Here is a 21,105-nt window from a genome sequence, read left to right on the forward strand (position 1 = left end):
TGCGGTGATGCTGCGGATCATCGCGCCCCTGGGATTTGCCCTGGCCGCGTCGGTCGGCCATGCGGCGACCTTCACCCCGCCCAAGGGATGCCAGTTGCAGTCGACGGTGCAGAACCGCGGCTGCTCGGTGACCCAGTACTACCAGTGCTCGGCCGATCCCGCAGGCCATCAGCGCAGCGCGACCCTGGGCGAGGACGGTTTGCGCCACCTGTCCCATATCGACGAGGAAACCCGCTGGATCGAAAGCAGCGATCCCAACACCGGTCTGGCCGATTTCCTGGTCGAACGGTCCAAGGATCACGCCAGCTTCCAGACGCTTCTGGAAACCGGCCAGGACGATTTCGACTTCTGGACCGAATCGAATACCGGCGAACGGCTGCGCCATGTGGGCCAGGACATTTTGACCGGGGAAACGACGGTGATCGACGGCCAGCCGCTGGAACTGACCCGCTTCCGGTTGAGAACCTATGACGCCGATGGCGAATTGCTCATCGAAAGGACCGGCCAGCAATTCATCAGCCGCAAGATGGGCCGTTTCTATGGCGGGGTGGAAACCCAGTCAGACTGGACCGGCCAACGTCAGGAAACCAACGACAGCCCCGTCACCTTCGCCTTTCCGGGCGAGGAAGGCTTCGGGGAAGCCACACCGCAATTCGACTGCGATCAGTTGCTGACGCAGCTTATGGACGAAAGGGCCCAGCTATGAGCAAGGATTGGCAGCAGGAACAAGAGGCCCTTCGCGACTGGATGGCCAAGAACAGCCTGTATCGCGAAGAAGACGAACATTCGTCCTGCGGCGTGGGCCTGGTGGTCAATATCGACGGCAAGCCAAGCCGCAAGGTCGTGCAGTCGGGCATCGACGCGCTGAAGGCGATCTGGCACCGGGGCGCGGTCGATGCCGATGGCAAGACCGGCGACGGCGCGGGGATCCATGTCCAGATCCCGGTCCCCTTCTTCTATGACCAGATCCGCCGCACCGGCCACGAACCCGACCAGTCCAAGCTGATCGCCGTGGGGCAGGTCTTCCTGCCCCGCACCAACTTTGCCGCCCAGGAAGCCTGCCGGACCATCGTGGAATCCGAAGTCCTTCGGATGGGCCACTATATCTATGGCTGGCGCCACGTCCCCGTGAACACCGCCGTTCTGGGCGAAAAGGCCAATGCCACCCGCCCCGAGATCGAGCAGATCCTGATCCGCTGCGAAAAGGACATCGACCACATCCAGTTCGAGCGCGAGTTGTACATCATCCGCCGCCGCATCGAAAAGGCGGCCGTCGCGGCTCAGGTCGCAGGCCTGTATTTCTGCTCGCTGTCCTGCCGCTCGATCATCTACAAGGGCATGATGCTGGCCGAGCAGGTGGCCGAGTTCTATCCCGATCTCAAGGACGAACGCTTCGAATCTGCCTTCGCGATCTATCACCAGCGGTATTCGACCAACACCTTCCCGCAATGGTGGCTGGCCCAGCCCTTCCGGATGCTGGCGCATAACGGCGAGATCAACACGCTGAAGGGCAACCTCAACTGGCTGCGCAGCCACGAGATCCGCATGGCCAGCAGCGCATTCGGCGAAGCGGCCGAGGATATCAAGCCGATCGTCCCCGCCGGGTCGTCGGACAGCGCCGCCCTTGATGCGGTCTTCGAGGTGATGGTGCGGTCGGGCCGCAGCGCCCCCATGACCAAGACCATGCTGGTCCCGGAAAGCTGGTCCAAGGCCACCACCGACATGCCCAAGGCCTGGGCCGACATGTATGCCTATTGCAACGCCGTGATGGAGCCGTGGGACGGTCCTGCCGCCCTGGCGATGACCGACGGCCGCTGGGTCTGCGGCGGGCTTGACCGCAATGGCCTGCGGCCCATGCGCTATGTCGTGACGACCGAGAACCTGCTGATCGCCGGATCCGAGGTCGGCATGGTGCCCGTGGACGAGATGAGCGTGCGGGAAAAGGGCGCGCTTGGTCCTGGCCAGATGATCGCCGTCGATATGTGGGACGGCAAGCTTTACCATGACGGCCAGATCAAGGACCGCCTGGCCGCAAGCCAGCCCTTCGGCGAGTGGATCGAGAAGGTCGTTGACCTGAACGACATCATGCGCGAACTGCCCGAGCAGGCACATTTCAGCGGGGACGAGTTGCGCCGCCGCCAGACTGCCGCCGGCTACACGCTGGAGGAACTGGAACACGTCCTGTCGCCGATGGCCGAGGATGGCAAGGAATCCATCGCCTCGATGGGTGACGACACGCCGCCCGCCGTCCTGTCGAACCAGTATCGCCCGATGAGCCATTTCTTCCGGCAGAACTTTTCGCAGGTGACGAACCCGCCCATCGACTCCTTGCGCGAAACGCGGGTGATGTCGCTGAAGACGCGGTTTGGCAACCTCAAGAACGTGCTGGACGAATCCAGCAGCCAGACCGAGATCCTGATCCTGGAAAGCCCCTTCGTGGCGAATGGCGAATTCGCGGAAATGTCGCGCATGTTCGGCGAAACGGTGACGCGGATCGACTGCACCTTCCCCGATGGCGCGGGCAGCGAGGCACTGGGCGAGGGCCTGGCCCGCATCCGGGCCGAGGCCGAGGATGCCGTGCGGTCTGGCGCGGGCCATCTGGTCCTGACCGACGAAGGGCAGGGGCCTGACCGCGTCGCCATGCCCATGATCCTGGCGACTTCGGCGGTGCACAGCTGGCTGACCCGCAAGGGTCTGCGGACCTTCTGTTCGCTGAACGTGCGGTCGGCGGAATGCATCGACCCGCATTACTTTGCCGTGCTGATCGGCTGCGGCGCGACGACAGTAAACCCCTATCTGGCCCAGGATTCGATCCAGGACCGGATCGAGCGCGGCCTTCTGCCCGGCACCCTGATCGAGAACATGCGCCGTTACCGCGACGCCGTGGATGCGGGGCTTCTGAAGATCATGGCGAAGATGGGGATCTCGGTCATCTCGTCCTATCGCGGCGGGTTGAACTTCGAGGCCGTGGGCCTGTCCCGCGCAATGGTCGCCGAATATTTCCCCGGAATGCATTCCCGCATCAGCGGCATCGGTCTGCACGGGTTGCAGGCCAAGGTCGAGGGGCTGCACCACAAGGCCTTTCATGCGGACGGCAACGTGGACCTGCTGCCGGTCGGCGGCTTCTACAAGATGCGCCGCACGGGCGAAAAGCACGCCTGGGAAGCCAGCACGATGAAGATGTTGCAGGTGGCCTGCGACCGCGCGTCCTATGACGTGTGGAAGCAATATAGCGCCGCCATGCGGGCCAATCCGCCGATTCACATCCGCGACCTGCTGGACATCAAGGCCCTGGGCAAGCCGGTGCCGATCGAGGAGGTGGAATCCATCACCTCGATCCGCAAGCGCTTCGTGACGCCGGGCATGTCGCTGGGGGCCTTGTCGCCCGAGGCGCACATGACGCTGAACATCGCCATGAACCGGATCGGTGCGAAATCCGATTCGGGCGAGGGCGGCGAGGATCCGGCGCATTCGCATCCGCTGCCCAACGGCGACAACCCCTGCGCCAAGATCAAGCAGGTGGCCTCGGGCCGGTTCGGCGTCACCGCCGAATACCTGAACGCCTGCGAGGAGCTTGAGATCAAGGTGGCCCAGGGCGCCAAGCCCGGCGAGGGCGGGCAGTTGCCGGGCATGAAGGTGACCGAACTGATTGCGCGCCTGCGCCATTCGACCAAGGGCGTGACGCTGATCTCGCCCCCGCCGCATCACGACATCTATTCAATCGAGGATCTGGCGCAGCTGATCTATGACCTGAAGCAGATCAACCCGCGCGCCAAGATCACGGTGAAGCTGGTGGCGTCTTCGGGCGTGGGCACGATTGCGGCGGGCGTCGCCAAGGCCAAGGCCGACGTCATCCTGATCTCGGGCCACAACGGCGGCACCGGGGCCTCGCCCGCCACCTCCATCAAGTTCGCGGGCCTGCCCTGGGAAATGGGCCTGACCGAGGCGCATCAGGTTCTGGCGATGAACCGTCTGCGCGAACGGGTGACGCTGCGCACCGATGGCGGGCTTCGCACCGGCCGCGACATTGTCATGGCCGCGATGATGGGGGCCGAGGAATACGGCATCGGCACCGCCGCGCTGATCGCGATGGGCTGCATCATGGTCCGCCAGTGCCAGTCGAACACCTGCCCGGTGGGCGTCTGCACCCAGGACGAACGCCTGCGCGCCATGTTCACCGGCTCGGCGGACAAGGTGGTGAACCTCATCACCTTCTATGCGCAAGAGGTGCGCGAGATCCTGGCCTCCATCGGTGCCCGGTCCATCGACGAGATCATCGGCAGGGCCGACCTGCTGACCCAGGTCAGCCGGGGGGCCGCAAACCTGGACGACCTGGACCTGAACCCGCTGCTGATCACCGTCGATGGCGCGGACAAGATCGTCTATGACCGGTCGAAGCCCCGAAATGCCGTCATGGACACGCTGGACGCCGAGATCGTCAAGGACGCCGCCCGCTTCTTCGAGGACGGCGAGAAGATGCAGCTGTCCTACGCCGTGCGGAACACCCACCGGACCATCGGCACGCGCACGTCGTCGCTGATCGTGCAGAAGTTCGGGATGCGCAATAACCTGCAGCCCGACCACCTGACGGTGCGCCTGACGGGCAGCGCCGGCCAGTCGCTGGGCGCCTTTGCGGCCCCCGGCCTGAAGATCGAGGTGTCGGGCGACGCCAACGACTATGTGGGCAAGGGCCTGTCGGGCGGCACCATCGTGGTGCGCCCGCCGATGGCAAGCCCGCTGGTCGCCTCGGACAACACGATCATCGGCAACACGGTGCTGTATGGCGCGACCGATGGATACCTGTTCGCAGCGGGCCGGGCGGGCGAACGCTTCGGGGTCCGCAACTCGGGCGCAAAGGTGGTGATCGAGGGCTGCGGCAGCAACGGTTGCGAATACATGACCGGCGGCGTGGCCGTGATCTTGGGGCGGATCGGCGCGAACTTCGGGGCGGGCATGACGGGCGGCATGGCCTATCTGTACGACCCGCAGGGCGTGGCGCGCGACTACATCAACCCCGAGACCCTGGTCATGTGCCCGGTGACCAAGGACCATTGGGAAAACCAGTTGAAGTCCCTGGTCGAACGGCACTTCAAGGAAACCGGATCGCGCCGTGCAGGCGAGATCCTGGCGGATTGGGAGATCAAGAAGACCAACTTCCTGCAGGTCTGCCCCAAGGAAATGCTGATCCACCTGCCGCATCCGATCATGGATGTGGAAGAACCGGCGGCGGTTCCGGCCGAATAGGGCGGGACGCCTGGACATGGATTGGGGCGCGCAGCACTGCGCGCCCTTTTTCATAGCAGGTCGCGGCGCGGAAAAGGCAGATCTTGGGGCTTCCGGAACGATCAAGGCCCGGGCTTTTCAGCCCAGGCCCTTGATTTCATGATGGTGAGCCCAACAGGATTCGAACCTGTGACCCACTGATTAAAAGTCAGTTGCTCTACCAACTGAGCTATGGGCCCAACATGGGGGGCTTACTAGGGGGGGCTGCCGGGGGCGTCAAGCGGAAAAGTCGTGGCCACTGGCGGAAAATTAATGCAGGGACTATATGGCCCCCATGAACAGCACATCCGCCCCCGGCCTGCCCTTCATGAAGATGCATGGGCTTGGCAATGATTTCGTCGTCCTGGACCTGCGCGGGGGCGGCACGCCGCCTGCGGCGGGCGTGATCGCGCGCATCGCCGACCGCAACAGGGGGTGGGGTTCGACCAGTTGGCGGTGATCCAGTCCGGCGAGGACAGCGATGTCCGGCTGCGGTTCTGGAATGCGGACGGGTCCGTCAGCGCCGCCTGCGGCAACGCGACGCGCTGCATCGCGCGTTACGTGATGGACCAGTCCGGGCGCGACCGCCTCAGCCTGCGCACCGACCACGGCGTGCTGCTGGCCGAGGATGCGGGCGCGGGGCTGACGCGCGTCAACATGGGGCCGCCGGTGCTGGACTGGCACGCGATCCCGCTGGCCCAGAACGTGGACATCGACCACCTGCCCATCGAGGGCGATCCGGCGGCGACCGGCATGGGCAACCCGCATGTGACCTTTTTTGTCGATGACGCGGCATCCGTCGATCTGGCCAGCTTCGGCCCGCAGATGGAACATCATCCGCTTTATCCGCAGCGCACCAATGTCGAGGTCGTGCAGGTCCTGTCGCCGGATGAGATCATCCTGCGCATCTGGGAACGCGGGACGGGGCGGACGCTGGCCTCCGGATCCTGTTCCTGCGCGGCCGCCGTGGCCGCGGCCCGGCGCGGGCTGACTGGACGGCGGGTCAAGGTCAATGTGCCTGGAGGGGTGCTGATGATCGACTGGCGCGACGACGGCGTCTGGATGGAGGGGCCGACGGCCCATGTCTTTTCCGGCGTGCTGACGCCAGATTGGCTTGCATCATGACCGCACCCGTCTTTTCCACGCTGGGCTGTCGCCTCAACGCCTATGAGACCGAGGCGATGAAAGAGATGGCCGAGGCCGCGGGCCTGTCGGGCGCCGTGGTCGTCAATACCTGCGCCGTCACCGCCGAGGCCGTGCGCAAGGCCCGCCAGGAAATCCGCCGCCTGTCGCGCGAAAACCCCGGCGCCCCGGTGATCGTGACCGGCTGCGCCGCCCAGACCGAACCCGAGACCTTCGCGGCCATGCCCGAGGTCACCCGCGTGATCGGCAACCACGAGAAGATGCAGCCCCAGACGTGGCAAAGCCTGCGCGCGCCCGACCTGATCGGTCAGACCGAAAAGATCCGCGTCGACGACATCATGTCGGTCAAGGAAACGGCGGGCCACCTGATCGACGGCTTTGGCCGCCACCGTGCCTATGTCCAGGTGCAGAACGGCTGCGACCATCGCTGCACCTTCTGCATCATCCCTTACGGGCGCGGCAATTCGCGGTCGGTCCCTGCGGGCGTGGTGGTGGAGCAGATCAAGCGCCTGGTCGGGCGCGGCTTCAACGAGGTCGTGCTGACCGGCGTGGACCTGACCAGCTGGGGCGCCGACCTGCCCGGCACGCCGCGTCTGGGCGATCTGGTGATGCGCATCCTGCGGCTGGTCCCGGATCTGCCGCGCCTGCGCATCAGCAGCATCGATTCGATCGAGGCGGACGAGAACCTGATGCTGGCCATAGCCACCGAAGCGCGCCTGATGCCGCATCTGCACCTGTCATTGCAGGCGGGCGACGACATGATTCTGAAGCGGATGAAGCGCCGCCACGGGCGCGACGACGCGATCCGCTTTTGCGAAGAAGCGCGGCGGCTGCGCCCCGACATCGTCTTCGGCGCAGACATTATCGCGGGTTTTCCCACGGAAACGGATGCTATGTTTCAGAACAGCGTGAAGCTGGTGGACGATTGCGGGCTGACCTTCCTTCATGTCTTTCCCTTCTCGCCGCGCAAGGGCACGCCCGCCGCGCGGATGCCTGCCGTGCAAGGCCCCGTGATCCGCGACCGCGCCGCGCGGTTGCGCGAAGCGGGCGAGGCCGCGCTGCGCCGCCACCTGGACGCGCAGCTTGGCCGCACCCACCGCGTCCTGACCGAAGGGCCACGCCTGGGCCGGACCGAGCAGTTCACCGAGGTGGCCTTCGCCAGCGACCAGCCGGAAGGCGTGTTGATGGACCTGCGCATCGCTGGCCATGACGGAACGCGGCTGACAGCCTGAACCAGCCGCGCGGGCGTTCAGCGCGCCATCAGCGCGCCATCAGCACGGGCACCTTCGCCTTTTCCAGCATGTTGCGCGTGGCCCCGCCCAGGATCGCCTGGCGGAAGCGGGAATGGCCGTAGGCGCCCATCACCACAAGATCCGCGCCGATCTCGGTCGCGCGGCGGTTGATCTCTTCGCTGACGGTGCCGGCGGTGCGGGCCAGGACGGCGATGTCGGCATGGACGCCGTGGCGATTCAGCATCTGCGCGAGCGGCGCGCCGGGTTCCGATCCGTCCGCGCCGGCGCGCGGGTCGATCACGGTGATTTCGACTGAACCGGCGGATTGCAGCAGCGGCAGCGCGCGGCGGACCGCAGCCAGGGCTTCGATGGACTGGTTCCAGGCGATCACGACCTTGCTCGGCGGGTCGGAGGGCAGTTCGGTGCCGGGCAGGACAAGGACCGGGCAGCACCCCTCGAACAGGGCGGCCTCGACGACGGCCTCTGCCTCGCCGGGGGCGTCCTCGCCATAGGGGCGGGACAGGACCGTCAGGTCGGAAAACCGCGCGCGCATCCCGACCAGGTTGGCGATGCCGCCGATCTGGGCCACCGCCGCCTCGGACGACCACCGCAGGTCGCTGTAGCGCGCCAGATGCTGCCGGACCTGCTGGTCCAGCGATCCTGCCTGGTCCACCGCCATGTCGATGGCGTCCTGGAAGGCATAGGGCATTCCGTTCGGAAAATAATAGCCGACCTGCGTGTGGTCCAGCCCAAGGCTCAGAACCGACAGGTGCCCGTCCTCGCGCGCGGCCAGGGCCGCCGCGGCGTCAAGCTGCGGCAGCTGGCGGGCGTCCGACAGGACGGTCAGGATGCTTTTGTAACCCATGGCGGTCTCCTCTGATTGTTGTGACAGGATGGCGGCTTTGCCGCCCGATGGCCTTGATCGGAATCAAACTGCCGAACTTGATGCAGATCAAGGTTGGCGGGGGCCGGCCCGCCTAATTCCACAAGCCAAGACAGGACATCCGGGCGGCGAATCGTGCCGCCCGCCATGTCCGACCAAAGGGCGCGGGTAAAAACCATGTGGAATTATGTGAAGCTGATCTTGCTGGGAGCGGTCGCCTTGTTGGCCGCGATCGGCGCCAACATGGCGCGCGACCCGGCCTATATGGTCAATGCGATCGTCGTCATGCTGGTGGCGGGCGGGATGTTCGTCTGGGCCTTGCGCCAGATCGACGAACCCGCGCCGGTCATCGACAAAAGGCAGTATATGGACGATGTCGTCCGCTGGGGGGTCATCGCCACGACCTTCTGGGGCGTGGTGGGCTTCCTGGTGGGCGTGGTCATCGCCTTCCAACTGGCCTTTCCGGCGCTGAACCTGTCGGATCTGACCCAGGGCTACACCAACTTCGGCAAGCTGCGCCCGCTGCATACAAGCGCGGTCATCTTCGCCTTTGGCGGCAACGCGCTGATCGCCACGTCCTTTTATGTGGTGCAGCGCACCTCGGCCGCGCGGCTGTGGGGCGGGAACCTGGCCTGGTTCGTGTTCTGGGGATACAACCTGTTCATCGTGCTGGCCGCGACCGGCTATATCGCCGGGGCCACGCAGTCCAAGGAATATGCCGAGCCGGAATGGTATGTGGACTGGTGGCTGACGGTGGTCTGGGTGGCCTATCTGGCCGTGTTCCTGGGCACCGTGATCAAGCGCAAGGAACCCCATATCTACGTCGCCAACTGGTTCTACCTGGCCTTCATCGTGACCATCGCGATGCTGCACATCGTCAACAACCTGTCGGTGCCGGTCAGCATCTTCGGATCAAAGTCGGTCCAGGTGTTTTCGGGCGTGCAGGATGCGATGGTGCAGTGGTGGTACGGCCACAACGCCGTGGGCTTCTTCCTGACCGCGGGCTTCCTGGGGATGATGTACTATTTCATCCCGAAGCAGGCCGAGCGTCCGGTTTATAGCTACAAGCTCTCGATCATCCACTTCTGGGCGCTGATCTTCCTCTATATCTGGGCCGGTCCGCACCACCTGCACTATACCGCACTGCCCGACTGGGCCTCGACGCTGGGGATGGTGTTTTCCATCATGCTGTGGATGCCGTCCTGGGGCGGGATGATCAACGGGCTGATGACCCTGTCGGGGGCCTGGGACAAGCTGCGCACTGACCCGATCCTGCGCATGATGGTGGTGGCCGTCGGCTTCTACGGCATGGCGACCTTCGAAGGCCCGATGATGTCGATCAAGGCCGTGAACAGCCTGTCGCATTACACCGACTGGACCATCGGCCACGTCCATTCCGGCGCGCTTGGCTGGAACGGCATGATCACCTTCGGCGCGCTGTATTACCTGACGCCGCGCCTGTGGGGCCGGGAACGCCTGTATTCGCTGTCGCTGGTCTCCTGGCACTTCTGGTTGGCCACCATCGGCCTGGTCCTCTACGCCGCGTCCATGTGGGTGTCGGGCATCATGGAAGGCCTGATGTGGCGCGAGGTCGACAGCCAGGGCTTCCTGGTCAACGCCTTCGCCGACACCGTGCAGGCCAAGTTCGCGATGAACGTGGTCCGTGCCCTGGGCGGTGTCCTGTATCTGACCGGCGGGATCATCATGGCCTACAACCTCTGGGCCACCGTGGCCCGCCAGCCCAAGGCGCATTCGACCGCCATCGGCGTGCCGGCCGAATAAGGGAACGCGAGCCATGCAAATCCTTCAGAAACACAAGATCCTCGAAAAGAACGCGACGCTTCTGCTGATCTTTTCCTTCCTGGTCGTGACCATCGGCGGCCTTGTGCAGATCACCCCGTTGTTTTACCTGGAAAACACCATCGAGAAGGTGGAAGGGGTCCGCCCCTATACCCCGCTGGAACTGGCCGGCCGCGACATCTATGTCCGCGAGGGCTGCTATGTCTGCCACAGCCAGATGATCCGCCCGATGCGCGACGAGGTCGAGCGTTACGGCCATTACAGCCTTGCCGCGGAATCGATGTACGACCACCCCTTCCAGTGGGGGTCAAAGCGCACCGGGCCGGATCTGGCCCGTGTGGGCGGGCGCTATTCGGATGAATGGCACCTGGACCACCTGCGCGACCCGCAATCGGTCGTGCCGGAATCCATCATGCCCAAATACGGCTTCCTGATGGACCGGGTCATCGAACCGGACCATGTCCAGGACCGCGTTGAAACCGACGCCATGGTGGGGGTGCCCTATTCCGAGGAGATGATCGCGGCCTCGGTCCAGGATTTCCGGGCGCAGGCGGATCCCAATGCCGATGCCGAAGGCCTTCAGGAACGCTATCCGGGCGCGCAGCAACGCAACTTCGATCGCCAGCCGCAACTGACGGAAATGGATGCCCTGGTCGCCTATCTGCAAGTGCTGGGAACGATGGTCGACTTCTCGACCTTCCAGCCCGATCCGGCGCGGTAAGGGGGCGGTCATGGAGACATACAGCTTCCTGCGCGGCCTGGCGGATAGCTGGGCGCTGCTGGTCCTGGTGCTGTTCTTCCTGGGCGTGATCCTGTTCGTCTTCCGCCCGGGATCGCGCAAGGCCCATCGCGACGCCGCCGAAAGCATCTTCAGGAACGAGAACCGTCCCGCCGACGCGGACGACAAGGAGGGCCGGTGATGGCCGACGACAAGGACAAGCCGGTAGGCCCGCATCAGGATCCTGCCAATCCCGACAACCGGATCTCGGTCCGGCGGCAGGCCGCAGACAGCGAACATGCCGCCAAGATCACGGGCGACATCCCCGAACGTCCCCGCGCGGACAAGCCAGTGTCCCCGAAGATGCGCAAGCCCGCCCGCAAGGCACTGGTGCAAGAGGTGGGTTCCACCGGCCACGAATGGGACGGGATCACCGAGTATGACAATCCCATGCCCCGCTGGTGGCTTTGGACCTTCTATGCCACGATCGTCTGGGCCCTGGGCTATGTGATCGCCTATCCCGCGATCCCGCTGGTCAGCCAGGCCACGCAGGGCCTGTTGGGCACAGATTACCGGCAGGAGGTCGCGGCCGAGATCGAACGCTTCGACCAGGCCAATGCCGCCATCCAGTCCCGTCTGGCCGAGGTGGACCTGGCCGAGATCCCCAATGATCCGGAACTGGTGAACTATGCCACCAATGCCGGTGGCGCGGTGTTCCGCACCTGGTGCGCGCAGTGCCACGGATCGGGGGCGGGCGGGGCGAAGGGCTATCCGAACCTTCTGGACAATGATTGGCTATGGGGCGGCACGCTTGAGGATATCCACCTGACCCTGCAGCACGGCATCCGTGACCCGCAGGACGGCGACACCCGCTATTCCCAGATGCCCGCCTTCGGCACGGACGGGATCCTGGACCGGGGCCAGATCGACCAGGTCGTGAACTATGTCCTGTCCCTGTCCGACCTGCCCCACAATGCCGCCAAGGCAGCCGAGGGCCAGCAGGTCTATTCCGACAACTGCTCGGCCTGCCACATGGACGACGGCAGCGGCGACCGGATGCAGGGTGCGCCCAACCTGGCCGACGCGGTCTGGCTGTATGGCAACGACCAGGCGACGCTGACCCGCATCGTCGCCGAAGGCCCCTTCGGGGTGATGCCCGCCTGGAACACGCGCCTGTCCGAGGCCGAGATCCGCGCCGTCGCCGCCTATGTTCACGGTCTGGGCGGCGGGGAATAACCCCGCCCGGATCCCCGGCTTTCGCCTGTGTGCACCACCGCAGGCGAAAGGGACCGGCTCCTGTCCTGTTCGCGCGTTCCTGGGGGCCGGTCCTTCAATCTTCGTCAAGCATCACGACGGGTGATGCCTTGGCGCCACGCGCTTTCGCATCCATCCACCGATGCGAAAGAGGCCGGCCCCCTTCATGTTCGCGCGTTCCCGGGGGTCGGCCGTCCTTTGGCGAAAGGGTCAATCCTTGCCGCCAAGCGCCACCTGGGCGTGCTGGACCACGGTCCAGTCATCATGCCCCCTGCGCCGATAGACCGAGGTGCAGGCGGCCGCGAACTGGGTTTCGCCCTTTTCCGCCCGGACCTTGTAGCCGATGACGATCATCCCCTCCTCGGGGCGCGAGATGCTCTGGTCGTGGAAGCTGACCTGATCCCATTCCGGGGTGCCGCTTACGGCGTTGACGGCATCCTCGCCCCGGCACAGGTGCGGGGAATGGCTCAGCGCCATGATGCATTCGGGATCGACCCGTTCGTGATAGCGTTCGTCCGAGGCACGCCACAGGCTTTCCTCGAAGCTCCAGACCCGGTCGTCGTCCATCCTGATCTCCTGCCGCTTGGGTCAGGGACAACCGCCGGTCTGCCGGGCGGTTCCGGTTGGATGGCGTTTTTCGACCTCAGCCCGCCAGTTCGCCATGCAGCGAGTTCGCCGCGCTTCCGACAATGCGCACCCGCACCAGGTCGCCCACCTGGGCCTGGGGCGCGTCGACGAAGACCGAGTGCAGGTAATCAGACTTGCCGATCATCTGGCCGTCCTTGCGGCCCGGCTTCTCGAACAGCACGCCCAGGGTGCGCCCGACCATGCCTTCCTGCGCGGCCTTCTGCTGTTTCGTCAGCAGCGCCTGCAATTCCTGCAGCCGCTCGTCGGCCACCGCGCCCTCGACCTCGGGGCGGTCATAGGCGGGGGTTCCGGGGCGGGGGGAATACTTGAAGCTGAAGGCGGTGCCGAAATTGACTTCCGCCACAAGGCGCAGGGTGTCCTGGTGGTCCCCGTCCGTTTCACCGGGAAAGCCCACGATGAAGTCGCTGGTCAGCATGATGTCGGGCCGCGCCTCGCGGATGCGGTCGATCAGGCGCAGATACTGGGCCGCCGTGTGCTTGCGGTTCATGGCCTTCAGGATGCGGTCGCTGCCCGATTGCACGGGCAGGTGCAGATAGGGCATCAGTTGCGGAATGTCGCGATGCGCCGCGATCAGGTCGTCGCCCATGTCGTTGGGGTGGCTGGTCGTATAGCGGATGCGGTCCAGCCCCTCGATATCCGCAAGCGCCCGGATCAGCCGGCCAAAGCCCCATTCGCCATCCGACCCCGCGCCATGCCAGCCGTTCACGTTCTGGCCCAGAAGGGTGATTTCCCGCACGCCCCGGTCCACCAGATCGCGCGCCTCGCGCAGGATGCGGTCCACGGGGCGGCTGACCTCGGCCCCGCGCGTATAGGGGACGACGCAGAAGGCGCAGAACTTGTCGCAGCCTTCCTGCACGGTCAGAAAGGCCGCGGGCGCGCGGCGGGTGGCGCGGCGGGCGGGCAGGTGGTCGAACTTGTCCTCGGGGGGGAAGTCGGTCAGGATCGCGGGCGCCTCGCCGCGCGCCATGGCGGGCAGGCGGTGATAGGTCTGCGGCCCCACGACCAGATCGACCAGCGGCATCCGGCGCACGATCTCCTCGCCCTCGGCCTGGGCCACGCAGCCCGCCACGCCGATCTTGAGGTCGGGCTTTTCCGCCTTCAGCGGCTTGAGGCGGCCCAGGTCGGAATAGAGCTTCTCGGCCGCCTTCTCGCGGATATGGCAGGTGTTCAACAGGACCATGTCCGCGTCTGCCTGATCCTCGGTCAGGACATAACCTTCGGCGCCCATGGCCTCGGCCATGCGCTGGCTGTCATAGACGTTCATCTGGCAGCCATAGGTCTTGATGAAAAGCTTTTTCACTGCCGGGGGATTGGCCTGGTCGTTCATTGCCGCTGTCCTTGGGGGGTAGCGTGCTGATACAGGAATCGCAGGGGTTTGGAAAGGCGCGCGATGGACAGCGATCTGACGACGATCAACACGATCGGCCCGGCGACCGCCAAGGCGCTGATCGCCGCCGGTATCCCCGATGCCGCGACGCTGCGCCGGGTGGGCGCGCATGATGCCTATCGCGCCATGCTGATCGCGGGCAGCAGGCCGCATTTCATCTGGTATTACGTCCTGGTGATGGCCTTGCAGGGGCGGCCCTGGAACGACTGCCGGGGCGCGGAAAAGGCTGCGCTGCGCGAGCGGTTCGATTCGCTCGTGGCCGAGGTGCGCGGCCAGCCCTTGTCGGGGATAGAGGCGGAACTGGACCTGATCGGCCTGCGCCGTCCCTGACGGCCCCATTGAACGCCCGCATCGGCCCGGCTAGCCTGCGGGCAAACCGATGGAGGCCATGATGAACAAACCGCAAAGCTGGGAAGCCCGCGCCGACGAATACTCGCTTTACGGCTTCACCGACCTGCCCAGCGTCGCCAGCCGCGGGGCGGTCGTGCTGACCCATGGCGAGGGGCCTTACGTCGTCGATGTGAACGGCCGCCGCTATCTGGATGCGAATTCGGGCCTGTGGAACATGGTTGCTGGCTTCGACCACAAGGGTCTGGCCGAGGCCGCGAAGGCGCAATACGACCGCTTTCCCGGCTATCACGCCTTCTTCGGGCGGCTGTCCGACCAGACGGTGATGCTGTCCGAAAAGCTGGTCGAAGTGTCGCCCTTCGAACGCGGTAAGGTGTTCTACACCAACTCGGGGTCGGAAGCGAACGACACCATGGTCAAGATGCTGTGGTTCCTGCACGCCAGTGAGGGCAACCCGCAGCGCCGCAAGATCCTGACCCGCTGGAACGCCTATCACGGCGTGACGGCCGTTTCGGCATCCATGACCGGCAAGCCCTATAACGAGGTCTTCGGCCTGCCGCTGCCGGGCTTCATCCACCTGACCTGCCCGCATTTCTGGCGATACGGCGAGGCGGGCGAGACCGAAGAGCAGTTCACCGCGCGCCTGGCGCAGGAGCTTGAGGATACGATCCAGCGCGAGGGCGCCGACACCATTGCGGGTTTCTTTGCTGAACCCGTGCAGGGGGCGGGGGGCGTGATCCCGCCGTCGCAGGGCTATTTCCAGGCGGTGCTGCCGATCTTGCGGAAATACGACATCCCGATGATTTCGGACGAGGTCATCACGGGCTTTGGCCGCACCGGCAACACCTGGGGCTGCCAGACCTATGGCTTCACGCCCGACGCGATCATTTCGTCAAAGAACCTGACCGCAGGGCTGTTCCCGATGGGCGCGGTGATCCTGGGGCCGGAACTGTCCGACCGGGTGCAGGCCGCCGTCGAGAAGATCGAGGAGTTTCCGCATGGTTTCACCGCATCCGGGCATCCGGTCGGCTGCGCCATCGCGCTGAAGGCCATCGACATGGTGATGAACGAAGGGCTGGCGGAAAACGTGCGTCGCCTCGCCCCGCGGCTGGAATCCGGGCTGCGCGCGATCATGGAGCGCAGCGACCATATCGGGGAACTGCGCGGCGTGGGCTTCATGTGGGCGCTGGAAGCGGTCAAGGACAAGGCCACCAAGACCCCCTTCGACGGCAGCCTGTCGGTCAGCGAACGCATCGCCAATGCCTGCACCGACCTGGGCCTGATCTGCCGCCCGCTGGGCCAGTCCATCGTGCTGTGCCCGCCCTTCATCCTGACCGAGGATCAGATGGACGAGATCTTCGAGAAGCTGGAAAAGGCGCTGCAGAAGGTCTTTGCCGAGGTGGCGTGACGGATGGCGCGCGCCTGCACCACCACACCTGCGTTGATGGTGGGTGCAGGCGCGGACCCTATCGGCGCGACAGCCTGCGTTCGATATAGTCGCGCAGCTCCTCGATCTCGGTCCGGCTTTCGCGCAAGCCTTCGATGGCGCTGTCCAGTTCCGCCTGGGTCGTGGACAGACGGGTTTCCCGTTCCGTCAGCAAGGCAATGGCCTTGTCGCGTTCCCGTTCCACCTGCCGCAGCTTGTCCTGAATGTCCGCCAAGTCCGCCTGGCTGGGCCGCGTCAGGCGGCCGATCAGCCAGCTTGCGAACCAGCCCAGTACGAAGACTCCGAACAGGATGATCGTGGTGATGGTGACGAATTCCGTGCGGTTCATGCGGTCCGGTTCATGCTGGTGTCATTCGGCGCGGTTGGCGGCATCGTCGGGTCGGGGTGACGGGCGCGGCGTGTCCGGGCCGGGCGTCTGGACCGGCAGCCTAATGTTTTCCTCGCGTTCGTCCAGCGTCTGGAACACCTCGCTGGCGCCGACGGTTGCCGGTGCCGTGGGGCCGGTGCTGGCGCGCGGCATGTCGGGACCGAACATCTGCGGGCGTGCGACGGCCGCTGCGGGCGCAGGGGGGCCGAAGGCCTCGGGCAGGGTCGGACCGATCAGGGCGGCGTCCCCCGCTGACGCTGCAGCGGGCCGGGCCGCATCGACGGGCTGGGGCTGGGCGGTAACGCCCGACAGGGTGACGGGGGCAGGCAGGGGATCGGTGCGGACCGGGTGGTCCGACAGCAGCCGGAACTCGATCCGGCGGTTCTCCTCGCGGCCTTCCTCGGTCTCGTTGCTGGCGATGGGCTGGCTTTCGCCATATCCGCGCGCGGTCATGCTGGTCACGTCGATGCCGGCCTCGGCCATGGCCGCCACAAGGGCCTGCGCCCGGCCGCGCGACAGATCGGCGTTGAAGCCCTGCGAACCTTGCGAATCGGTATGCCCGCCCGCCTCGATCTGGAAATCCGAGCATTCGGCCATGACCGAGGCCAGCCGTTCCAGCGTCGGCCCCGGATCGCCCGCGATGGCGGATTTCGACGGCTCGAACCCGATCTCGGATTCCGACATCACGATGTTCAACTGACGCACGCATTCCGCGCCGTCGGGCAGGTCCAGCGACGGATCCAGCCTGCGGTCATAGCGGATCGCCAGCTCGTATCGGGCGCCCGGTCCCAGCCGGTCGGTCAGGCTTGCCGCAACGGCCTCGGGTGCGCTTGGGTCGCCCGAGGTGCCGGTCAGCCGGATCAGTTCGGGCGTGACTTCGACACTGCCCGATTGCAGTTGGTCAAGCGCCTCGATCGCGCCGATCACCCGCACCGTCCAGCCTTGCGGAGCGCCGGGATTGCCGGCCAGATCGGCCTGGACCGTCGGAAAGCGTGCCCGTGCCAGGCTGTCCACCGTTTCGCCCATCCGGTCGTCGCTGACGGCGCCGCGCATGGTCATGACCTGCGATTCCGACAGGGTCGCCACGAACTGAACCGGTTGGGGGGCCGCCTGGTCGACCGGCTGTTCCAGCGTCGATTGCAGCGAAAAGACCGGCGGCAGCGCCTGTTGCAGCCGCGCGACGGCGGCATCGAAGACGGGCCTTTCGACTGCGGCCGGGGCGATCAGCGCCACGTCGGCATCCGACAGCGTGACCGAGCCCTGGCCCAGTTCCGCCACGGCCTCGATCGCCGCGACCGCCGCTACCGACCAGTCGGGCGAGGGGGCGCCAAGGCCCAGCGTGCAGGCAGGCACCTGGGCCATGCCAGCCGCCTGCGCGGCCGCCACGATCCGGTCCCGGCCTTCCTCGGTATCGGCGGCGCAGGCATCGAACCGGGCGGCTTCGGCGGTCTTGACGAAGCGCAGCGTGAAGGGGGCGATAACCGGGCGGGGGGCGGAGATGTCGGTGACCAGCGTCACGCCCGTGGGCAGGTCGCGGCGCAGGTCGGTTTCCAGCCGCCCCTTTTCCTCGGGGCTGTCGGTGATCGCGGCGACCGTGACGCTGCCCGGCTGGACCGAGATCTTTGCCCGCGCCGCCAACTGCGCCGCGCGAAGCCCGTATTGCAGCGCCGCGTCCCAGTTCTGCGGCACGGAATAATCCGCCGTTTCCAGAAGGTCGGTGATCTGGGGCGCGGCCGTTTCGGTCTGCAGCGCGCGCAGCACTGCCCGCCGGTCGGTCGAGGCTGGAACAAGGCCGATCAGCGAGATCCCCTGGTCGTTGCGCAGCAGTTCGATCTTGAAGTTGGGCGGGGCCATTTCCTCGGCCGAGGCGACTGTCATGCCGTCCACCACGCGGGCCGGATCGACCGCGCCGCCCGCCAGGGTCATGGCGCGAAAGCGGTCAAGTTCCGAGGGCGCGGTGCCGGTCAGGCGGACCTGCAGGCCGTCGGTCGTGACCCGGACCCAATCCTGGTCCGACAAGGCCTGCTCGACATCCTGGCGCGACCGATCCTCGAGATAGCGGGCGGCGGATTCGGCGCCGAACCAGCAGGCCCCGCCAGCCAGCGACAGGGCCAGAATCGTTGCGAAGGGCGAGGCAAGCCGCCTGCGGGATGACGCCATCGGGCATGACCTTGGGCTGTTTCCTGAAGGCGCGGTGTAGCGATGCCGGGGGCGTCGCGCAATCAGACCAGCCCGGCCAAGGCAAGAAACAGCGCAAGGATCAGCCCGGCGTCGCGGTTGGACCGGAACAGGCGAAGGCAGCCATCGCCCTGATCAGGCTGGAAATTCCTCAGTTGCCAAGCCAGATGCCCCGCAAAACCCGCCAGCCCCAGCCAGGCCATCAACTGATCGCGACCCACCAATGAGATCGCCACCGCCAGCAGCCCCACCGTCAGGACAGCAAAGCCCGCCAGGATGCGGGGGCTGTTTTGGCCGAACAGGCGGGCGGTGGATTTCACGCCGATCAGGGCGTCGTCTTCCACGTCCTGATGGGCATAGATCGTGTCATAGAAGATCGTCCAGGCGATGCCCGCAACCCAGGCCACCACCGGCGCCGCGTCCAGCCGCCCCATATGCGCTGCATAGGCCAGCATCACGCCCCAGTTGAAGGCCAGGCCCAGGAAGACCTGCGGCCACCAGGTGAAGCGCTTGGCAAAGGGATAGATCGCCACAAGCACCAGCGAGGCCACGCCCATCCAGATCGCAGCCGGATCCAACGTCAGCAGGATCACGAGTCCCACCAGGCATTGCGCCATCAGCCACAGATAGGCGCCCCGCAGCGTCACCTGACCCGAGGGCAGGGGCCGGGACCGGGTCCGCGCCACCTTGTCGTCGATGTCGCGGTCGGTGATGTCGTTCCAGGTGCAGCCTGCGCCACGCATCACAAGGGCGCCGACCGTGCAGGCGATGGCAATCCACAGGTCCACCCAGCGGGGCGCGTCGGCCATCATCGCCAGCCCGATCCCCCACCAGCAGGGCAGCAGCAGAAGCCAGGTGCCGATGGGGCGATCGGCGCGGGACAGGCGCAGCCAGGGCCGCCAGGCCGCGGGGGCGGTGCCGTCCACCCAGTTGCCCTTCGGCGCGTCGACGACGGCGTCTGGTCTTTCCGTCCGGCTTTGCATAGCGTCTGGCCCCATGGCAAGGATCAGGCTGTTCATAGATCACCCCCTGGGCGCGGGACAACCCGTCCCGCTGGATGGCGACCAGGCGCATTACCTGTCGGGGGTCATGCGCCTGGCTCCTGGTGATCTGATCGAGGTTTTCAATGGCCGCGACGGCGCCTGGTCGGCGTGTCTTGTTGCGGCCAGCAAGCGCGGCGGGTTGCTGGACGTGCTGGAACAGGTGGCCCCGCAGCGCGATCCGCCCGACCTGTGGCTGCTGTTCGCGCCCATCAAGAAGGCGCGCACCGACTTCATCGTCGAAAAGGCGGCCGAGATGGGCGCGGCGCGGATCCAGCCGGTGCAGACCGACCATACCAATTCCGACCGCATCCGCCGGGACCGCCTGCAAGCCCATGCCGTCGAGGCGGCCGAGCAATGCGGCGGCACCTTCGTGCCCCCGGTCGCGGATCTTGTGCCAATGTCGCGGCTGCTGGACGGCTGGGACGCATCCCGCCGCATCCTTTGGGCGGACGAGGCCATGGCCGGACCGTCCCAAACGCTGGCGGGCCTGCCGCGCGGCCCCTGGGCAATCCTGATCGGTCCCGAGGGCGGTTTCTCGGAGGCGGAACGAGGGCGGCTGTCATCGCTGCCCTATGTGAGTCGGATCAGCCTGGGGCCGCGGATTTTGCGCGCCGATACGGCTGCCGTTGCGGCACTTGCGCTGTGGCAGGCGGCCTTGGGGGACTGGCGCTAGGGCCGAATGCTGCAATGCGGCATTCCGGGGGTGGAAAGCGACCCCCAAAACCGCCTTAACGCATTCTTTATCTGCAATTTCTGCATGGCGGCATTGCCTTGCCCGCAGCTACTCTTTTTTGACTGCCCAAACTATATCCCTGTTCATGAAGCAAATGCCCGATGGTCGGGCACTTCTGAAACAGGTGATGAGATGTCGACGATTGAAATGAACCGCGGCTATGCTGTTGGGGGCGTTGGCAATGTCGTTGCAAACCTTTTCGCGATGCTGAGCGCGTGGAACGATACCCGCGTGACCCGTCGTGAACTGAACCGCCTGTCGGATCGCGAGCTGGACGATATTGGTCTTTGCCGCGGCGACATCGAGCGGATTGCGCGCGGCTTCTAAGCCATAGCCATCCCGGTTTAAGACGAACGAACCCCCAATGCGGTTGCAGAGGGGGTTTTTTCTTGTCCGGTCAGTGCTGGTTGAGAGGCTTGAAACCCGCGCTTCGTGCGGCAGCCGAAAAGGCCTTGCGCGCGGAACCAACGGGGGTCATGCAATGGGCGGCGGCATCCAGCATCTGTGCTGCCTGGCGACGCTGCACATCGTCGACCGGCCATCTGCGCTCCAGCCAATAGGCCGCGGTTTCAAGGGTGGTGAAGGTCTTCGTCTCGCCGTCGGGCGAAACGACAAAGGACAGGGGCTGGCCCCAGCTAATCTCGATCAAATTGTCTCTTTCG

Annotated in this window: 18 protein-coding genes, 1 tRNA gene and 1 pseudogene; 12 read left to right on the forward strand and 8 right to left on the reverse strand. The window is 65.8% G+C overall.

The genetic code is table 11. From position 1 onward, the window contains the following. Positions 1–7: 7 nt before the first annotated feature. Positions 8–706, forward strand: coding sequence for a hypothetical protein (locus tag FIU66_RS01270; RefSeq protein WP_167621022.1), 699 nt, complete (start codon positions 8–10; stop codon positions 704–706). Further along, complete coding sequence (gene gltB, locus FIU66_RS01275) at positions 703–5,244, forward strand: glutamate synthase large subunit (RefSeq protein ID WP_167621023.1); 4,542 nt, start codon at positions 703–705, stop codon at positions 5,242–5,244. The genes FIU66_RS01270 and gltB overlap by 4 nt, the downstream gene beginning before the upstream one ends. Positions 5,245–5,386: 142 nt before the next feature. Here gltB and FIU66_RS01280 read toward each other — a convergent pair. Next, positions 5,387–5,462 (reverse strand) — tRNA-Lys (locus FIU66_RS01280). A gap of 95 nt (positions 5,463–5,557) precedes the next feature. Here FIU66_RS01280 and dapF point away from each other — a divergent pair. Continuing rightward, positions 5,558–6,387 (forward strand): annotated as a pseudogene (gene dapF / locus FIU66_RS01285) (diaminopimelate epimerase). Continuing rightward, a complete protein-coding gene (mtaB, locus tag FIU66_RS01290) occupies positions 6,384–7,637 on the forward strand; it encodes a tRNA (N(6)-L-threonylcarbamoyladenosine(37)-C(2))-methylthiotransferase MtaB (RefSeq protein ID WP_167621024.1) in 1,254 nt (417 codons plus the stop codon). Before dapF ends, mtaB begins: the two are co-directional and overlap by 4 nt. 28 nt (positions 7,638–7,665) lie before the next feature. Here mtaB and FIU66_RS01295 read toward each other — a convergent pair whose 3' ends face one another. Then, positions 7,666–8,502: a universal stress protein gene (locus FIU66_RS01295; RefSeq protein WP_167621025.1), complete on the reverse strand. Its 837-nt coding sequence runs from the start codon at positions 8,500–8,502 to the stop codon at positions 7,666–7,668. A gap of 195 nt (positions 8,503–8,697) precedes the next feature. Between FIU66_RS01295 and ccoN the strand changes: the two genes are divergently transcribed. From ccoN to ccoP, 4 genes are all read left to right on the forward strand, one after another. After that, the gene (ccoN, locus tag FIU66_RS01300; RefSeq protein ID WP_167621026.1) at positions 8,698–10,302 is read left to right on the forward strand and encodes a cytochrome-c oxidase, cbb3-type subunit I; all 1,605 of its coding nucleotides are present in this window, start codon (positions 8,698–8,700) and stop codon (positions 10,300–10,302) included. 13 nt (positions 10,303–10,315) lie between these two features. After that, positions 10,316–11,041 carry a cytochrome-c oxidase, cbb3-type subunit II gene (ccoO, locus tag FIU66_RS01305; RefSeq protein WP_167621027.1) on the forward strand — a complete coding sequence of 242 codons (726 nt, stop codon included), beginning with the start codon at positions 10,316–10,318 and terminating at the stop codon, positions 11,039–11,041. A 10-nt stretch (positions 11,042–11,051) separates the two neighbouring features. Further along, entirely contained in the window at positions 11,052–11,240 is a 189-nt protein-coding gene (locus FIU66_RS01310; protein WP_167621028.1) for a cbb3-type cytochrome c oxidase subunit 3, read from the forward strand. Between the two features lie 161 nt (positions 11,241–11,401). Beyond that, positions 11,402–12,274 carry a cytochrome-c oxidase, cbb3-type subunit III gene (ccoP, locus tag FIU66_RS01315; protein ID WP_240544763.1) on the forward strand — a complete coding sequence of 291 codons (873 nt, stop codon included), beginning with the start codon at positions 11,402–11,404 and terminating at the stop codon, positions 12,272–12,274. A 228-nt stretch (positions 12,275–12,502) separates the two neighbouring features. Here ccoP and FIU66_RS01320 read toward each other — a convergent pair whose 3' ends face one another. Both FIU66_RS01320 and miaB read right to left on the reverse strand, forming a co-directional pair. Further along, positions 12,503–12,859 (reverse strand): DUF4440 domain-containing protein, encoded by a 357-nt coding sequence (locus FIU66_RS01320; protein ID WP_167621030.1) that lies wholly within the window; start codon positions 12,857–12,859, stop codon positions 12,503–12,505. A 76-nt stretch (positions 12,860–12,935) separates the two neighbouring features. Beyond that, the gene (gene miaB / locus FIU66_RS01325; RefSeq protein ID WP_167621031.1) at positions 12,936–14,267 is read right to left on the reverse strand and encodes a tRNA (N6-isopentenyl adenosine(37)-C2)-methylthiotransferase MiaB; all 1,332 of its coding nucleotides are present in this window, start codon (positions 14,265–14,267) and stop codon (positions 12,936–12,938) included. A 63-nt stretch (positions 14,268–14,330) separates the two neighbouring features. On the opposite strand from miaB, the gene FIU66_RS01330 reads away from it, so the two are divergent. Both FIU66_RS01330 and FIU66_RS01335 read left to right on the forward strand, forming a co-directional pair. Then, on the forward strand, positions 14,331–14,657 hold the full coding sequence (locus tag FIU66_RS01330) for a TfoX/Sxy family protein (RefSeq protein WP_167621032.1): 327 nt from the start codon (positions 14,331–14,333) through the stop codon (positions 14,655–14,657). A 61-nt stretch (positions 14,658–14,718) separates the two neighbouring features. Next, on the forward strand, positions 14,719–16,083 hold the full coding sequence (locus tag FIU66_RS01335) for an aminotransferase (RefSeq protein ID WP_167623340.1): 1,365 nt from the start codon (positions 14,719–14,721) through the stop codon (positions 16,081–16,083). 58 nt (positions 16,084–16,141) lie between these two features. Here the strand turns inward: FIU66_RS01335 and FIU66_RS01340 are convergent, their stop codons facing one another. The 3 genes from FIU66_RS01340 to ubiA all read right to left on the reverse strand — a co-directional run bounded on the left by FIU66_RS01340 (position 16,142) and on the right by ubiA (position 19,650). Next, a complete protein-coding gene (locus tag FIU66_RS01340) occupies positions 16,142–16,450 on the reverse strand; it encodes a hypothetical protein (protein ID WP_167621033.1) in 309 nt (102 codons plus the stop codon). Positions 16,451–16,471: 21 nt separating this feature from the next. Then, the gene (locus tag FIU66_RS01345) at positions 16,472–18,649 is read right to left on the reverse strand and encodes an OmpA family protein (RefSeq protein WP_167621034.1); all 2,178 of its coding nucleotides are present in this window, start codon (positions 18,647–18,649) and stop codon (positions 16,472–16,474) included. A gap of 62 nt (positions 18,650–18,711) precedes the next feature. Continuing rightward, positions 18,712–19,650: a 4-hydroxybenzoate octaprenyltransferase gene (gene ubiA / locus FIU66_RS01350; protein WP_167623341.1), complete on the reverse strand. Its 939-nt coding sequence runs from the start codon at positions 19,648–19,650 to the stop codon at positions 18,712–18,714. A gap of 13 nt (positions 19,651–19,663) precedes the next feature. Between ubiA and FIU66_RS01355 the strand changes: the two genes are divergently transcribed. Beyond that, on the forward strand, positions 19,664–20,383 hold the full coding sequence (locus FIU66_RS01355; protein ID WP_167621035.1) for a 16S rRNA (uracil(1498)-N(3))-methyltransferase: 720 nt from the start codon (positions 19,664–19,666) through the stop codon (positions 20,381–20,383). A gap of 192 nt (positions 20,384–20,575) precedes the next feature. Further along, positions 20,576–20,770, forward strand: coding sequence for a DUF1127 domain-containing protein (locus FIU66_RS01360; protein ID WP_167623342.1), 195 nt, complete (start codon positions 20,576–20,578; stop codon positions 20,768–20,770). Between the two features lie 70 nt (positions 20,771–20,840). Here FIU66_RS01360 and FIU66_RS01365 read toward each other — a convergent pair whose 3' ends face one another. Beyond that, positions 20,841–21,092: a DUF982 domain-containing protein gene (locus FIU66_RS01365; RefSeq protein WP_201281073.1), complete on the reverse strand. Its 252-nt coding sequence runs from the start codon at positions 21,090–21,092 to the stop codon at positions 20,841–20,843. Between the last annotated feature and the right edge of the window lie 13 nt (positions 21,093–21,105).

The organism is Paracoccus sp. AK26, assembly GCF_011801365.1.
GTDB lineage: Bacteria > Pseudomonadota > Alphaproteobacteria > Rhodobacterales > Rhodobacteraceae > Paracoccus > Paracoccus aerius.

What these genes read in the sequence shown, in the direction of transcription:
- FIU66_RS01310 (WP_167621028.1), top strand. Translation starts at nt 11,052, where the DNA reads ATGGAGACATACAGCTTCCTGCGCGGCCTGGCGGATAGCTGGGCGCTG.
- mtaB (WP_167621024.1), top strand. Translation starts at nt 6,384, where the DNA reads ATGACCGCACCCGTCTTTTCCACGCTGGGCTGTCGCCTCAACGCCTAT.
- FIU66_RS01360 (WP_167623342.1), top strand. Translation starts at nt 20,576, where the DNA reads ATGTCGACGATTGAAATGAACCGCGGCTATGCTGTTGGGGGCGTTGGC.
- ccoP (WP_240544763.1), top strand. Translation starts at nt 11,402, where the DNA reads ATGCGCAAGCCCGCCCGCAAGGCACTGGTGCAAGAGGTGGGTTCCACC.
- FIU66_RS01270 (WP_167621022.1), top strand. Translation starts at nt 8, where the DNA reads ATGCTGCGGATCATCGCGCCCCTGGGATTTGCCCTGGCCGCGTCGGTC.
- FIU66_RS01320 (WP_167621030.1), bottom strand. Translation starts at nt 12,859, where the DNA reads ATGGACGACGACCGGGTCTGGAGCTTCGAGGAAAGCCTGTGGCGTGCC.
- FIU66_RS01345 (WP_167621034.1), bottom strand. Translation starts at nt 18,649, where the DNA reads ATGGCGTCATCCCGCAGGCGGCTTGCCTCGCCCTTCGCAACGATTCTG.
- FIU66_RS01330 (WP_167621032.1), top strand. Translation starts at nt 14,331, where the DNA reads ATGGACAGCGATCTGACGACGATCAACACGATCGGCCCGGCGACCGCC.
- FIU66_RS01340 (WP_167621033.1), bottom strand. Translation starts at nt 16,450, where the DNA reads ATGAACCGCACGGAATTCGTCACCATCACCACGATCATCCTGTTCGGA.
- miaB (WP_167621031.1), bottom strand. Translation starts at nt 14,267, where the DNA reads ATGAACGACCAGGCCAATCCCCCGGCAGTGAAAAAGCTTTTCATCAAG.
- ccoN (WP_167621026.1), top strand. Translation starts at nt 8,698, where the DNA reads ATGTGGAATTATGTGAAGCTGATCTTGCTGGGAGCGGTCGCCTTGTTG.
- FIU66_RS01335 (WP_167623340.1), top strand. Translation starts at nt 14,719, where the DNA reads ATGAACAAACCGCAAAGCTGGGAAGCCCGCGCCGACGAATACTCGCTT.
- FIU66_RS01295 (WP_167621025.1), bottom strand. Translation starts at nt 8,502, where the DNA reads ATGGGTTACAAAAGCATCCTGACCGTCCTGTCGGACGCCCGCCAGCTG.
- ubiA (WP_167623341.1), bottom strand. Translation starts at nt 19,650, where the DNA reads ATGCAAAGCCGGACGGAAAGACCAGACGCCGTCGTCGACGCGCCGAAG.
- FIU66_RS01355 (WP_167621035.1), top strand. Translation starts at nt 19,664, where the DNA reads ATGGCAAGGATCAGGCTGTTCATAGATCACCCCCTGGGCGCGGGACAA.
- ccoO (WP_167621027.1), top strand. Translation starts at nt 10,316, where the DNA reads ATGCAAATCCTTCAGAAACACAAGATCCTCGAAAAGAACGCGACGCTT.
- gltB (WP_167621023.1), top strand. Translation starts at nt 703, where the DNA reads ATGAGCAAGGATTGGCAGCAGGAACAAGAGGCCCTTCGCGACTGGATG.